General features: G+C 60.3%; 16 protein-coding genes and 1 pseudogene. 9 read left to right on the top strand and 8 right to left on the bottom strand.

The genetic code is table 11. The annotated features are described in order from the left end of the window. Window positions 1-12: 12 nt before the first annotated feature. On the bottom strand, window positions 13-327 hold the full coding sequence (locus QEO92_RS07420; protein ID WP_037151261.1) for a DUF1883 domain-containing protein: 315 nt from the start codon (window positions 325-327) through the stop codon (window positions 13-15). Between the two features lie 333 nt (window positions 328-660). Here QEO92_RS07420 and QEO92_RS07425 point away from each other — a divergent pair, with 333 nt between their 5' ends. Beyond that, on the top strand, window positions 661-1,602 hold the full coding sequence (locus tag QEO92_RS07425) for an alpha/beta fold hydrolase (RefSeq protein ID WP_037151179.1): 942 nt from the start codon (window positions 661-663) through the stop codon (window positions 1,600-1,602). A gap of 96 nt (window positions 1,603-1,698) precedes the next feature. Here the strand turns inward: QEO92_RS07425 and QEO92_RS07430 are convergent, their stop codons facing one another. Both QEO92_RS07430 and QEO92_RS07435 read right to left on the bottom strand, forming a co-directional pair. After that, entirely contained in the window at window positions 1,699-2,703 is a 1,005-nt protein-coding gene (locus QEO92_RS07430; RefSeq protein WP_227702603.1) for a ketopantoate reductase family protein, read from the bottom strand. A gap of 81 nt (window positions 2,704-2,784) precedes the next feature. Further along, complete coding sequence (locus QEO92_RS07435; RefSeq protein WP_037151184.1) at window positions 2,785-3,006, bottom strand: hypothetical protein; 222 nt, start codon at window positions 3,004-3,006, stop codon at window positions 2,785-2,787. A gap of 219 nt (window positions 3,007-3,225) precedes the next feature. Between QEO92_RS07435 and ftsZ the strand changes: the two genes are divergently transcribed. Beyond that, window positions 3,226-4,251, top strand: coding sequence for a cell division protein FtsZ (gene ftsZ / locus QEO92_RS07440; RefSeq protein WP_037151188.1), 1,026 nt, complete (start codon window positions 3,226-3,228; stop codon window positions 4,249-4,251). A 9-nt stretch (window positions 4,252-4,260) separates the two neighbouring features. Here ftsZ and QEO92_RS07445 read toward each other — a convergent pair. Continuing rightward, window positions 4,261-4,834, bottom strand: a pseudogene (locus tag QEO92_RS07445) (TetR/AcrR family transcriptional regulator). Window positions 4,835-5,117: 283 nt separating this feature from the next. On the opposite strand from QEO92_RS07445, the gene QEO92_RS07450 reads away from it, so the two are divergent. From QEO92_RS07450 to QEO92_RS07470, 5 genes are all read left to right on the top strand, one after another. Then, window positions 5,118-6,068: a homocysteine S-methyltransferase family protein gene (locus QEO92_RS07450; protein ID WP_037151191.1), complete on the top strand. Its 951-nt coding sequence runs from the start codon at window positions 5,118-5,120 to the stop codon at window positions 6,066-6,068. Window positions 6,069-6,101: 33 nt separating this feature from the next. After that, complete coding sequence (locus QEO92_RS07455; protein ID WP_037151193.1) at window positions 6,102-6,287, top strand: hypothetical protein; 186 nt, start codon at window positions 6,102-6,104, stop codon at window positions 6,285-6,287. Window positions 6,288-6,413: 126 nt separating this feature from the next. Further along, complete coding sequence (locus QEO92_RS07460; RefSeq protein ID WP_227702604.1) at window positions 6,414-7,199, top strand: class I SAM-dependent methyltransferase; 786 nt, start codon at window positions 6,414-6,416, stop codon at window positions 7,197-7,199. Window positions 7,200-7,480: 281 nt separating this feature from the next. Then, window positions 7,481-8,410: a HEPN domain-containing protein gene (locus tag QEO92_RS07465; RefSeq protein WP_227702605.1), complete on the top strand. Its 930-nt coding sequence runs from the start codon at window positions 7,481-7,483 to the stop codon at window positions 8,408-8,410. 536 nt (window positions 8,411-8,946) lie between these two features. Beyond that, window positions 8,947-9,573 (top strand): outer membrane protein, encoded by a 627-nt coding sequence (locus QEO92_RS07470; RefSeq protein ID WP_227702606.1) that lies wholly within the window; start codon window positions 8,947-8,949, stop codon window positions 9,571-9,573. Between the two features lie 104 nt (window positions 9,574-9,677). Here QEO92_RS07470 and QEO92_RS07475 read toward each other — a convergent pair whose 3' ends face one another. Then, on the bottom strand, window positions 9,678-10,358 hold the full coding sequence (locus QEO92_RS07475; RefSeq protein WP_227702607.1) for a hypothetical protein: 681 nt from the start codon (window positions 10,356-10,358) through the stop codon (window positions 9,678-9,680). Window positions 10,359-10,773: 415 nt separating this feature from the next. On the opposite strand from QEO92_RS07475, the gene QEO92_RS07480 reads away from it, so the two are divergent. Beyond that, the gene (locus tag QEO92_RS07480; RefSeq protein ID WP_037151271.1) at window positions 10,774-11,256 is read left to right on the top strand and encodes a DUF2380 domain-containing protein; all 483 of its coding nucleotides are present in this window, start codon (window positions 10,774-10,776) and stop codon (window positions 11,254-11,256) included. Window positions 11,257-11,393: 137 nt separating this feature from the next. Next, window positions 11,394-11,825 (top strand): EF-hand domain-containing protein, encoded by a 432-nt coding sequence (locus QEO92_RS07485; RefSeq protein ID WP_037151204.1) that lies wholly within the window; start codon window positions 11,394-11,396, stop codon window positions 11,823-11,825. A gap of 386 nt (window positions 11,826-12,211) precedes the next feature. Here the strand turns inward: QEO92_RS07485 and QEO92_RS07490 are convergent, their stop codons facing one another. From QEO92_RS07490 to QEO92_RS07500, 3 genes are all read right to left on the bottom strand, one after another. Next, the gene (locus tag QEO92_RS07490) at window positions 12,212-12,910 is read right to left on the bottom strand and encodes an RES family NAD+ phosphorylase (RefSeq protein WP_227702608.1); all 699 of its coding nucleotides are present in this window, start codon (window positions 12,908-12,910) and stop codon (window positions 12,212-12,214) included. Beyond that, on the bottom strand, window positions 12,904-13,317 hold the full coding sequence (locus QEO92_RS07495; protein WP_037151210.1) for an MbcA/ParS/Xre antitoxin family protein: 414 nt from the start codon (window positions 13,315-13,317) through the stop codon (window positions 12,904-12,906). Before QEO92_RS07495 ends, QEO92_RS07490 begins: the two co-directional genes overlap by 7 nt. Window positions 13,318-13,537: 220 nt before the next feature. Further along, window positions 13,538-14,212, bottom strand: a complete 675-nt coding sequence (locus QEO92_RS07500; RefSeq protein ID WP_280107502.1) for a metallophosphoesterase family protein — start codon at window positions 14,210-14,212, stop codon at window positions 13,538-13,540. Window positions 14,213-14,263 lie beyond the last annotated feature (51 nt).

Genomic DNA, 14,263 nt, shown 5'->3' on the forward strand with positions numbered 1-14,263 from the left:
GGCTTGGAACGCTCACGATGCCTGCTTCTGGCTCAGTGCATTGGCGGGGGCGGCAATCAGCTTGACGGAGGATTCCGCAAGTCCGTTATGGCCTTCCATATCGACGATCAGATGCCAATGGCCGTTTTCCGGAATGACCAGCCGGATCGGTGACCGCTTGGCGACGCCGCCGACATATTTGAAATCGAGCCGTTCGGTGAAGCGCTGGAAATTGGTGGCCGTCATCAGGCGCACGTTGTTGACCGCACTCAGCGTCACCTCGATCGTCGTGCCCGCGCGCTGCGGTTTCAGATCGTAGTGGGTAAAGCGGAAATTCGGGGCGGCCATCCCTGCCTCATTCATGCCTGCATCGAAGTTCATTAATGCTAGCGGTACGTCGTTAACGAATGGTGGAACCTTACGGTTACCTGAGGGTTAGTTCCTGTGAACTTCGAATTCTGCGCTGGCACGAAAGAGGTGCTGTGCCGGAGTTCAATCAGGCGGCTTTCGTCCCCTGCAGCCGCCGAGCAATAATAATATTTGACCTCCTGACTTGATATCCCGCCGTCTCTCGCGGCGGGATTTTTCTTTCGTGAAAAGAATTTTTGGATGGCTTTGTCGGCCTTACTCCCGGTTCACCGTCCTTGGGGCATCACGAACCGATCCTTTGAGGAGGAAGTCATGCCAATCAGAATGTTTGCGACCCTTATCGCTGTCGCTGCTGCATCGATGATTCCCGCTATTGCCATAGCGCAGGAATCCAAGCCTGCCGCGCCCCAGGCCATTGTCGTTGAGCCATCGAAGAAAGGACATATCGAGGCAGGCGGCATCAGCTACTATTACGAGGTCCGTGGCGAGGGAGAACCGCTGCTGCTGCTGCATGGCGGTCTTGGCTCGATCGACATGTTTGCGCCGATCATGCCGGCGCTCACCGAACACCGGCAGGTGATCGGCGTCGACCTTCAGGGTCATGGCCGCACGCCTCTGGGCAAGCGGCCGATCACGCTGGAAGCGATCGGCGCCGATATGGGCAAGATTGTCTCAGAACTCGGCTACAGCCGGGTCGATGTGCTGGGCTATTCCATGGGCGGTGGTGTCGCTCTGCAAATGGCGGCACAGGCGCCGGAGAAGGTGCGGCGGCTCGTCATCGCTTCGGCTCCCTTCGCCAAAAACGGTTTCTTTCCGGAAATGATCCCGCAGCAGGAATCTGTCAGCGCCGCAATGGCCGAGATGATGAAGAACACGCCGATGTTCCTCTCCTACAAGGCCGTGGCGCCGGACGTTTCGGAGTTCCCGCGGCTGCTCGACGCCATGGGTGACCTGATGCGTCGCGACTACGACTTTTCGGAAGCGGTTGCCAAGCTGACCATGCCGGTCATGCTGGTCTATGGCGACAGCGACATGATCCGTCCCGAACATATCGTCGAGTTCTACCAGAAACTTGGCGGCGGGTTGAAGGACGCCGGCTGGATGCGCGAGAACATGTCGAAGAACCGGCTGGCGATACTGCCCGATCTCACCCACTACGAGGCCTTCGCATCTCCGGTTATGGTTCCGACCGTGCTGCCCTTCCTGGATGGCAAGAGCAATGCGCCGAACTGGGCGGAACAGGTGAAAAAGTGAAGATCCTCATCGGAACCAATGCCGGTTGGAAATCGGCATTGGTTATTCTTCAAATGCTTACACCAATTTCCTTATCCTAAATTAGAGGAGGTTGATTCATTTTTTGAGGTTTTCGCGATCGAGCTGGACGGTGAGCGCCAGCACGGTCTCGCAGGTCGGAGTTGGAACGCCTGCGAGCTTACCGAGCGCGACCACCATGCCGGTGAGAGGCACGATTTCCAGCGGCTTGCCGGCGATGAGGTCCTGAAGCATTGAAGTCCGGACCGGGCCGAACCCTCCCGACCGCCCCAATTCCTCCTGAACGCCACTGCTGAAGACCGCGCCGAGAGCTTCGCCGACTGCCTTGGTTTCCGCCATGACCTTGCCGATCTGTTCGACCAGCGGCGGATTTTCCATGATGGAGTTCATAAGGCCGCGGGTGAGCGCGCTGATCGGGTTGTAGGCGGCATTGCCCATCAGCTTCGTCCAGATCGCATCGCGGATGCGCTGGGTCGGGATGATGGTGAGGCCTGCGCGGCCGAGGAGGTCGGCAATCGTCACGAGGTCCCTGGAAAGATCGCCGGAGGGCTCTCCGAGGAAGAAGCGGCCGTCGCCGTTGAGCCGGACGGTGCCGGGCGCGATCACTTCTGCGCCCTGATAGGCGACACAGCCGAGCACCCGCTCCGGCCCGACGAGCCGCCAGAGCTCGCCGTCCGGATCGAGCTCGGGAAGCTGGCGTTCCGCATGACCGCTTTCCTCGTCCCGGTGAAAATACCACCACGGAATGCCGTTGAGAATCATGATCACGCGCGTGCCGTCCTTGGTCAGGCCGGCAAGGCCTTCCGCCGCTTCGGCAAGCTGATGGCCCTTGAGACCGGTAATGACGAGGTCCTGCTTGGGCAGCTCCGAAGGATCGCTGGTGGCGGCGACCCGCACATGAAGCGGTGGGGCGTCGCTGCCGCCCTTCGCAACGGTCAAACCCTTTTCACGGATGGCCGCCAGATGCGCGCCGCGTGCCACGACGGACACGTTCACCTCTTCACCGAGCCCGCTTGCGATCCTTGCAGCAAACGCTCCACCAAGCGCGCCCGCGCCGTAGATGCAAATATTCCTGATCGTCATGACCTTCCTCGTCTGCGCTTTGTGCAATGCGGTAGACTTAGGCCATCCGGCGCTATGAGGCGAACGAGTTTTTGTGATGAATCAATGGCGGGCACGGTTGCCTGGCACGAGCTCCGCACGGCGCAGCTCGTCGATGGCGGCGACCGCGGCCTCGGCGGACCATCCGGCACGCAGCGCAGCGGCAACCATCTTGACTTCAGCTTCTTCTTCAAGCGCCAGGAAAAGCGGCTCGAGTGCCTCCTGCGCCGTGAGGATGTGGTCATCCGGCGATGCGACGGACGTGGATGCGGCAGACGTGGGCATGGGACGCAGTGCTCCTCTCTCTTTTTTGATCGATTCTTTACAATTGTGGTGCCCGAAAAAAGTTCCTCGCTACTTGTGGAAAATCTCGCCTGCCGATCCACACCCGCGCGGAGCTTGTTCTTTCGCCAAGCCTCTGCCTTCTTGCGCAGCTAAAATACAAACTGATTCGGGGGCCGATGGGGCGACCCCGCCGGCACAGCCGATGCCAAGGAGATTGCGATGACGGACGGCAATAGACACCAGATTACCGAAATGCGGCCGAAGATCACCGTGATCGGCGTTGGCGGCGGCGGCGGCAACGCCATCAACAACATGATTGCCGAAAACCTGGAAGGCGTCGATTTCATCGCCGCCAATACGGATGCGCAGGTGCTCGCGACATCGAAGGCCTCGCGCCGCATCCAGCTCGGAGCGCATGTGACGGAAGGCCTCGGTGCCGGTTCGCTGCCGGAGATCGGCCGCGCGGCGGCAGAGGAATCGATCGACGAGATCATGGACCATCTTTCCGGCTCGCACATGTGCTTCGTGACCGCAGGCATGGGCGGTGGCACGGGAACGGGTGCTGCGCCGATCATCGCCCAGGCTGCCCGCAACGCCGGCATCCTGACGGTCGGCGTGGTGACGAAGCCCTTCACCTTCGAGGGCAACCGCCGCATGAAGACGGCCGAAACCGGCATCGAGGAGCTGCGCCGGGCGGCCGATACCGTGATCGTCATTCCGAACCAGAACCTCTTCCGCATCGCCGACGCAAAAACCACGTTCGCCGACGCCTTCATGACCGCTGACCGGGTTCTGTTTTCCGGTGTCGGCTGCATTACCGACCTGATCGTCAAGGAAGGTTTGATCAACCTCGATTTCGCCGACGTGAAATCGGTGATGAAGGGCATGGGACGGGCGATGATGGGCACCGGCGAAGCTTCCGGCGACCAGCGGGCGCTGACCGCCGCGGAGGCGGCGATCGCCAATCCGCTGCTCGACGAGATTTCCATGAAGGGCGCCAGAGGCGTGCTGATCTCGATCTCCGGCGGCTCCGACATGACGCTGTTCGAGGTGGACGAGGCGGCAAGCCGCATCCGCGACGAGGTCATGGATGATGCCGATATCGTCGTCGGCGCGATCTTCGACCGCAATCTCGACGGCAAGTTCCGCGTCTCGGTCGTGGCGACCGGCCTCGACGGCGGCGAGATCGCGGCCGCCCCGGAGGTTCCGGCCGGCACGCAGGCGGCCTACCGCACCCTGCAATAGGCGGCCCGGCTAGTTCGAAAACAGCAGCTTGATGTAGGAGCGGTAGGCCAGAATCTGCCGCTCCATTTGCGCCGGATCCTTGAGCGCCTTCGACATGATGATCGAGCCGTCAAAGATGCAGGAGAGCATGTTCGCCACGTCTTCGAGGTTGACCGGATCGCGTGGTGGATAAACGGCGACGATCTCTTCGATATAGCCGAGGAAACGGGCGTTCCAGGCCTTGACCGAATTGGCGTTCGTTTCATGGATGTCGCGATCGAAGAGCCGTTCCTGATAGCAGATCGAGGCGATGAGGCAGCCCGGATGCCCGCCCGGCAGGTCGCGCGCCAGTTCGCTGAGCAGCTTTAGTCCCAGCAGGAAAGCTTGCAGCGGGTCGTCGTTGAGTTCCCGCGCGCGGCCGAAAATCTCGTCGAAAATCCGGTCGTTTTCGGCCACGTAGCGGCGCAGCATTTCGCGCGAGCTCGTTCTTGTCCCGGAAATGGTAGAAGAAACCGCTCTTGGTGATACCGGCTTCGGCAATGACTTCCTCGATCGAAGTCGCGGCAAAACCTTTGGCAAGGACCGCGGCCTGGGCGATCTCCATGATGCGGTCACGGGTCGCAGCTCCCTTGCGGGTGTCCCGTGGTTCAGAAAACTTGACCACCGGTACAGTTTCTCCCCGTCCTGAAACGGGTTCCTCAAGCATCTCTTCTCTCGGAGACATGCTAACCTCCCGATATCGCTTGGCATTTCCGAAATATCGCGCGGCTGTACCACGCGCTCACTAGAGCAGATGCCCGTTCTTCTGCGAAAAATCGGCCATTACCCGGGAGGCCAGGAGCAATATTCGGCCGCCCATGATCTTCTTTTACCACAGGAGGCGGACAATGGCCAAATATCGCCATAACCTGCCGCAGCTAAAAAGCGGCGATTTCCTTACCGATGGCGGTCTTGAAACGACACTTGTCTTTCATCGCGGCATCGATCTTCCGGCATTCGCCGCCTTTCCACTTCTGGATGACAGAAAGGGCCGTGAGGAACTGACGGAATACTATGAGACTTATCTTGCGATCGCCCGCGAGCGAGGCCTCGGCTTCATCCTCGATACGCCCACCTGGCGGGCGAATGCCGACTGGGGACCGCAGCTCGGCTACGATATCGAGACGCTCCGAGAGATCAACATCCGCTCGGTCGACTTCATCGCGGAACTGCGCAAGGCCTGGGAAAAGCCGGGCGCCCCGGTCGTCCTGAACGGTGTCATCGGTCCGCGCGGCGATGGCTACAGGGACGGCAACATGGACCCGCTGGCGGCCGAGGACTATCACGCCTTCCAGGCGGAGGCCTTTGCCGCAAGCCAGGCGGACATGATCTCGGCGATTACGATGAACAATATCGGCGAGGCGGTCGGTATCACCCGCGCCGCGAAACGCGTCGGAATGCCCTGTGTCGTCTCCTTCACCGTGGAGACGGACGGCAGGCTCGTCAACGGCAAGACGCTGCAGGCGGCGATCGAGGAGACGGACGCGGCAACTGACGGATATGCGGCCTATTACATGGTCAACTGCGCCCATCCGAGCCATTTCGAAGATGCGCTTTCCCGCGGTGAAGCCTGGGTGAAGCGGATCGCCGGCATCCGCGCCAACGCGTCGGTGAAAAGCCATCAGGAGCTCGATGAAGCGCCGGAACTCGACATCGGCGATCCGCTTGACCTCGGTGCCCGCTACCGGACGCTTCGGAAGAATTATCCGGGAATGCGGGTGCTCGGAGGCTGCTGCGGCACGGATCACCGGCATCTCCAGGCGATATGCGACGCCTGCCTTCCGGCCGCGGCGGCCTGAAGGGGAGGGGCGCCGATGTTGAGGAGAGGTTTAATGGCGGCAATCTTCGGTGTTTCCGGCCGCTGGCTGAATCCGCCCTATGACACGGATGCCACCGATGGTGAGCACGCCCGGGCAAAACTCCGCAACCGCTTCCTGTTTGACGAGCATCTTCTTCGCGATATAGGCTTCCGCGAAGAGGTCTCCAGATTCCACCGCAGCCGCCGTCCGGGTTTTTAGGCCCGCCGAGCCGTTTCGACCAGCACCTTCCGGAGGTTTTGCCTTCGGAAGGTGTTTTCGTCTTTTCATTGTCATCGACCGCGGATATAGCTCGCCGCCCATTTCATCAGCGCGAGGAGCACGAGCATGGACGCGAAAACTGTCGCTGCCCACTGGGAAGGCAATGCCGAGACCTGGACGATCTATTCGCGGGCAGGCCACGACAAGTACCGGGATGCGCTAAACACGCCGGCCTTTCTGGAAATGCTGCCGCCGGTCGCAGGCCTGAAGGGGCTCGATCTCGGCTGCGGGGAGGGGACGAACACCCGCGCCGTCGCAAGGCTCGGCGCAAGGATGACCGGCCTCGACATTGCGCCGACCTTTCTGCGTTACGGTCGCGAGACCGAGGAGCAGGATCCACTCGGTATCGATTATGTGCTCGGCGACGGCCAGACGATCGGTTTTCCGGATGCAAGTTTCGATTTCGTCACCGCCTTCATGTCGATGATGGACATGGCCGACCAGCAGGGTGTGCTGAAGGAGGTGGCGCGGGTGCTCAAACCCGGCGGATTCCTGCAGTTTTCGATCCTGCATCCCTGTTTCGTGCCGCCGACACGCAGGAATATCCGCGACGAACGGGGCGAGGCGGTGGCCATTCAGGTGGCCGATTACTTCGACGAGACCGAGGGACGCATAGAGCGCTGGCTGTTTTCTGACATTCCGGCCGAGGAGCGGGCGAGGCTGACGCCATTTTCGATCCCCCGCTTCCACCGCACGCTGTCAACCTGGGTATCGATGATCGTCGGCGCCGGGCTTGTCATCGAGGCCTTTGGCGAGCCGATGGCCTCAGAGGAGGTGGCCGCGGCCGAACCGGTGGTGGCCGACACCCGCGTCGCGCCGATCTTCCTGCATATCCGTGCAGTCAGGCCGTAGGACGAAGATGAGCCTTCCTTTAGAGACTCCAAGGGCCTACTATTTTGTCTTCGGCCGTTGTTTTCCATCTTTCTTTCTCGATTTGTCTCATCGGAATTTCGGCTCCGGTGAATGTGGGACATTTTGCGGGCGACATGGCTCTCGCGACGGTCAAAGCCCGCGTTGATCGGCTGCCTACCGCTCTTCTGACCTTGACGGCGGGGATAGTCCGAGGTGAATGTTGAATGCCAATCGGATCCGAGCGCGGAAGGTGCAGCTACGAGTAAGGTGCGACTGAGACCATGGACACGGGTGTTTTGGTGACGGACAACAATGACGGCCTCGGCCATCTTCCGGAGCGCAAGCAGCGGGAGTTGGCGCGCGCCTTGAAAATCATCTTCGAGGAATTCGAGGCGGCACAGCAGTCGAAGCTTTCAGAAAAGAAGAGAGCCGGGCGGATCTTGAAGGTCATCCTCTTTGGTTCGCACGCCCGCGGCGACTGGGTGGAAGACCGCAAGAGCGGTTACAGGTCCGACTACGACATTCTCGTTGTCGTCAACATGAAGAGCGTCGGGGAAGACAATGATCTCTGGCACGATGTATCCGATCATTTCCTGCGCGAATTGACGATCACCAAGGAAATCGAGACGCCGGTCAACATCATCGTTCACACGCTGCAGGACGTGAACGACCAGCTGGCACGTGGACGGCCGTTTTTTATCGACCTCATCCGCGACGGCATCATGCTCTACGAGAAGGAGGGCCATCCGTTCGTGCCACCGAAGCCGCTTGCCGAAGAAGTTGCGAGGAAGGAGGCTGAGGGTTATTTCGAGCAGTGGTTCAAACTTTCTAACCAAGCCCTTGAAGTAGCTGAACTTGCGCTCGCCAAGGATATATGGCGAGATGGTGCATTCATGCTTCATCAAGCTACTGAGCGCCTCTATCACTGCGCGCTACTTGTCTCGACCCTCTACTCGCCAAAGTCGCATCGCCTGAAATTCCTGCGATCCTCGGCCGAGCGGATCGACCCGCGCCTGATCGAGGCATGGCCACGAGATACCAAATTCGCGCGTCGTTCTTTCGAGCGGCTCGATCGCGCCTATGTCGATGCAAGGTATTCGCCGCATTATGAAATCACGGAGGAAGAACTTCGCTGGCTGATCGAACGCATAAAGGTTCTACTGTCGCTCGTCCGGATAAGCTGCGAAGAGCGCCTCGTAAAAATGCCGTAGCGTGCGCCGAGAAAGTGCGCGCGGGGGCGAGATTTGCTACGGCAAGGTTGACACGTTGCAAAGCGAAGCATGTGACGCTTCGTGACGCGTCCGCCAAGCGGCATGAGATGTCGCATTCCCTGACACGAGCCGATACCGACCGGGCCTCTTTGATCCCCTTCGTTCGTCTCACCATAACTTTGTAATCCAAGCACCCACGCCAGCTTAACGGCGGAGCCTGCCAGCGCAGGCGAAATTCCAGCTGCCGCGAGCTTATGCTTCCGATAGCCGCTGGTAGTGCCTTCCCCGGCCCGTCAGAAAGGGTGTGAGGCGTGCTCGCGCAATCGTTACTCTCGCAGTTTCGCTTGCCTGCTCCAACTGGGGCTCCGGTTAAGGAAGTGTTTATAGATTCATGAAAATGAGAGGGAGCCGCCGTTGATGCGGCGTCGCTGTACGGGAAGTCTGAGGACGGGCGGGACGGCCGCGCAGCGCTTGTAACCTGAGTAAATTTGCTTGCGCTTTTTGATCCGCAGGCGCTGTACGGAGTAAAGCATACCATGAACGCGAAGCCCTTCGCCCTGGCGTTGATCGCCGCATTTTCCACCACGCCCGTCTGGGCTGCCGACCTGACGTCCTATTCCGAACCGCCAGCCTATAACGAGCCGGCCACGCCGAACTCCGGCTGGGGCGGTGCCTATGTCGGTGGCGATCTCGGCATGTCGTCCCGCAAGCTCAACCCCTTCGACGGCGACAAGGGCCTGGTTCTCGGCGTCCATGGCGGCTACAACATGGACCTGGATTCCGGCGTCATCGGCGGCGAAATCGAGGCTTCCCATCTGGGCAACGTAAAAAGCCGCGTTCCGGGCGGCAATATCAAGGAACAGGGCCGTGTGGCTGCGAAGGCCAAGGCCGGTGTCGGCATCAACCAGACGCTCGTCTATGGCACCGCAGGCGTAGCGCTCACCAGCTTTGGCGATCACCGGGGCACCGATGGTCCCGATGGCTGGAAGCCGGGCTGGATCGTGGGCGCCGGCGTCGAGCAGAAGCTTTCCGACAATCTCTCGGCCCGGTTCGAATACAACTATACCATGACCAACGATGTCCGCAGCACCACCGGCGGCGTCAGCTCGAAGACCGACGTGCGTGACCAGGTGCTCAAGGCCGGCGTGAACTATCGGTTCTGAGCCGAGGCCTTCGGTCCCGGTCCGGGTCGAAGGCGGATTTCGGGGATTGAAAGATGACGGCGCTGCATGCCTGAACGGGGATGCAGCGCCGCTGGTTTTGTGGATCAGTCCTCGATGACCGGTTCGGTGGCCGCTTGGACGGTCATATCCTCGCGGACCTCGTCAATCTTGCCGACCGCAGGGCCGACGCCCAGAACATCCTGCGCCCACGACAATGTTTCGTCACTCACCGGCGCACCAGAAAAATCTTCCAGCGCATCACGCAGCGCCAGTTCGCCAAGCGCGGGGTCCGTCACGGCCGGATCCATGCCATTGGCGAGCTCATATTCTGCATAGGCCGTCACATAGGCTGAAAGCGAGGCCATGCGCGGATCGCTTGTGTTGAGATAGGCGTGATAGTTCCGCTGCAGCGAGTTAAGGCCGGCGAGCGTGGATGCTGCCGGCTTCGATGTCGGCACGGGCACCGTTTTCGAAACCTGACGGGGCGTATCCTTCCTGACCCGTTCCTTGCCGGAACCGCGATCGGCGGATGCCGAGCGGCTTTTGACCGAATTGCTGTGGTCCGAGGCCTTGTCACGGCCTCCGCCGTGGCCACGATCGCCCCCATGGCCACCGCCATTGCCACCACCGTTTCCGCCGCCATTGCCGCCACCGTTTCCGCCGCCACCGCCGTCACCGCCTTTGGCGAATGCGATGTCGGCAAATCCGGCCACACCTCCGCCGACGGAAACTACCACGAGCCCCATGGCCACGATGCCGTTCTTCAGGACGTTCTTCAGCTTCATCGCTTTCCTCCACACGCTCATTGCGAAAACGAATCGACGCTCATCGCTTCGCGCCTCCATTCCGTTACGTAAGTCTGGCGCAGCGGTCGGGACAAATCCATGGGCATGGGACCAAATATCCAGATCTCGGGACCAAGGTCGGGCCCCGGGAGGACTTTGGTCTGATGGGAGAGGGGTTTTGCCAAGCCTCTCTCATCAAAAGGAAGGTCGGCGGCGGTGTCCGGAGACTGTCTTCGCAGGGATGCGCTCAGGCTGTTGCCGAGCCTGCTGCCCGCCCGATCGCTTCCCGTTCGCTGCACGCATGACGAGACGGCATGTTCGCGTTATAATTCCGGCTGCCATTTTCCGGCCGGAGGAGAAAATGCGACACCTGCCCATGCCAAGTTCGTATCTTCCTGCATGTTGCGCGCTTCTGATGGCGTCCGCTGGTATCGTCGGAGGTGCTGCATCCGGTTTCGCCGATGCCGCGGAACCGGTCACTCTGGCGACATCCGGTTTCGATTTCAGGGACACGTCCGGAGAAGCCAGGGACCAGCGTGCCGAGCACGCGAAGCGGCTGAAGGTGCTGGGAACTGCGCTGCAGGAAGGTCTCTCCACCAGCGCGAGGATGAATGTTGTCCCGCTGACCTGTGGGGGCGGCAAATGCACGGCAAGAACCGCCGGACTGGAAGCGCTATCCGTCCAGGCCAGAGAAGCCGGGGCAAGATACCTGCTGGTCGGAGAGGTTCAGAAAATGAGTACGCTGGTCGGCGGGGTGAAATTCGCGGTGCTCGACCTGGTCAGCAACAAGCCGACCTGCGACCGGTTTCTGAGCTACCGGGGCGATACCGATGAGGCCTGGCGGCGCGCCGGGGCATTTGCGGCACAGGACATCGAAAAACGCTGCCTGCCGGAGTAGGGGTGGGGCATGCAGTCGCCGGCGGGATTGTTTTAAGCCGCGCCCATTGCCAACGCTCTTGCCGTGCCTTCCGGATTGACCGCGATGACCTTGAGATCGGCCTTGAAGGGACCAAGCCAAGCCAAAGGAGAAACGAGATGAGAACGACAACAATTCCAGCCGCGGTCCTGCTGGCCGCGGCAATCGCCGTCGGAAGTGCAGGCTTCGCCCTCGCGCAGACAAGCGGAGCGGATCCGCATCATCCGGCGGACTCGTCGCAGGCGGCCTCGCCCTCGGGAACAGAGGGCGTGACCGGACAGGGGCAGGGGACGCTGGGCTCCGACATGATGCCGGGCGGAATGATGGGGCGGGGCATGATGATGCAGCCCGGCATGATGGGGGGCATGCCGCCGATGGGCATGCGCGGGCAGATGATGAAGATCATGTTCGCAATCGCCGACACCGACGGGGACGGTGCCCTGTCCTTCGAGGAGGTGACGGCGGTCCACAAGCGGATTTTCGACAGCGTTGATGCGAACAAGGACGGCAAGGTAACGCCCGAGGAGATGCAGGCGTTCTGGCGGCAATAAGTGCCGCACCGGCGACTGCGGGATCGGCGACCCGCAACGCCGCTACGATCTCGGTTGTTCTGGCCGGTGTTGATTGCCGCTGAGAACTGACCCGTCGCAGCCCAATATTTCCATTGAGAATTCTCGGTGGAAATGCCGGGTCAGTTCTCAGTGGCAATCAACAGTCCCAGGTTTCTCATTGAGGTTGAGACTGCGAGCGGTGCGACTTTTGATGCGGCGTTTACCTATTACGCTTTATGGCAGACTCCTAATTTAACTCCCGAACAACAGCCTAAATGAGGGCAAGAAGAGATAACTTTCCCTGCGTGTGTTCAACTCGCGCTCTAACGGTTAGTGATCGAGTGCAGGTATCACGGTATTGTGGAACAAGCGCCACAAGCCACCAGCTAAGTGACTGCAAGTACCGCTCCAGTGTCGTATTGACGCACGAAATCTACCCGAGTACCGTTCCAGTGATAGCAGTAGTGCCGCCCTTGGACGGGAACAGGGATGGTATCCGGCCAGAAGATGCCGATACAGCGTTGACCAGGCTTTCGAACGCTGTTCCACAGGAGGCCATCGCTTCCAGCCGCCCGAAGTCTACGTCCCTCAACTTGCGAAGCGGTGTAATCGTCCGGATGCAGAACCTCAGGCACCGCGTTCACGTCGTCAAGTGCCCGGTCAACGCTGCCCACCAGGACACGAAAGTCCGATGTCCATCCTGGAGGCTGGGGCGTCGAACTCATGAATTTCTGTTGGTGATGGATTGTCTCGGCCAGCGCGACGTCTTCACTCTCGCCTGCATAGTAGATGCCATAGCTTCCATCCGTGAAGCGTCCTGGCCGCCCTGTTGAGCAATGGACGAATGGGGCCATTACGTAACTCGCGCCGGGGCCAGAAACGCGACGGTTGGCGGGCACCTTGCCTAGATCGCCTACTTCAAAACGAATCCGCGGATTGGTTTTTGCCTCGACGGCAACAAGGGCCTCCCAGTCGCGGGGATCGGCGATGTCCTCGAACAAATCGATGGGTGGATAGATCGATCGAATGATGCGGTAGGTCTTTGGCCAGCGCACATGGGAACGGACAGCAAGGCCACTTACCAAGCGCTGCGCTCCGCATCGAGCCATTCACGCATCACGGCAAGATCAGAAAGCTCGCCTTGCAGCATCACGTCCAGCGCCGACTTGCCGCCAAAGGCCGTATTTGGCGCTTTGATCCACTCATATCCCCTTGTCGGATCCTTAAACAGATGTCGCACCCCCTTATGGATACCCATCAGGTGAGCCATCCGCATTTTCAGGTCTCGATCAATACGTCCGACGCTGCCTTCTTTCCAACGTGCCCACGTTCGAGCTGACAAACCGCCAAGCAAGGTGCAAGCCTGCGCGTCTGTGAGCTTCCAGGCGTTGAAGAGGTTCACGGTGGTACGAGCAAGCGCCCCTGCTTCCTCATCGGTGATTTCCGTTGAGGTTCGGTTGAAGGGAGTTGAAGCAATGGGTTGAAGTTGCATGGCATCCTCTCTTTTTGGCGGAAGATTAGCATGTTTATGCCAATTGGCAAGATCCAGTTGCTTTCGAACGGGCCACATCACATCGACAGTGATGGGCTACCTACCTTCTTACCGAGGGCGTGTCCTTAAACTTCTTCATGATTTCACCCGCCCCTGATGGGCGATAGTTAGTTCAATCTGGATTAATTTAAGCTGCGTTCCAGAGTTGAACGGAACTTTTTCAGCCTGCGGATAGCGATGCTGCGAGGCTCTGCGGGCGTCGACGAGAATCTGACCACCAAGGTAGAGCCCGATCCGAACGAAGGTCGAGAGGCTCGGCTATGCTGACCACATTCCCTGTCGATGCCTGCAGGAAGAACCGCGCGCCATCGTCCAGGATCCCGAGCGCCGAGAGGCCGCCGGATGCTCCAGCTACGGTGTCGAGCGCAATACGGTTGTCGTAGATTTCCGGCCGGCGCGATGTCGTCACCGTGTGACCATGGACGACGATCGGACCGAAGTCGAAATCGCTTTCAAGGAAATCCGCGCGGATCGTGCGCAAGTCCTTCGTGGTCTGCTTCTCAATCGCGACGCCGGGTCGAAGGCCGGCGTGGACAAACACGTAGTCGTCCTCCGGAATGAGCGCCGCCGCTGTCCGCACTGCCTCGATGTGCGCCGGGTTCGCCATCAGGAGGTCGATGAGCGTTTCGTGAGCGTCTTCTATCCGAGGGTGGGGACGTTCGACATCCAGACCGTAGGACGCTGCGGTCGCCGCTCCGCCATTCGACATCCAGTGATCGAAAATGATTTCCCGCTTGTCCGGCCGGTCGAGGAAGTGGAGAAGGACTTCCTCATGGTTTCCCAGGATGAGCCTGCTGGCCGGTCGTTTCCGCAGTTCTCCGATCACGAGGTCCACCGCCTCCTTGCTCTGGGCTCCGCGGTCAATGATATCCCCACACCCGGAAGC

Origin of the sequence: Neorhizobium petrolearium (assembly GCF_029854435.1) — a bacterium.
Classification (GTDB): domain Bacteria; phylum Pseudomonadota; class Alphaproteobacteria; order Rhizobiales; family Rhizobiaceae; genus Neorhizobium; species Neorhizobium petrolearium.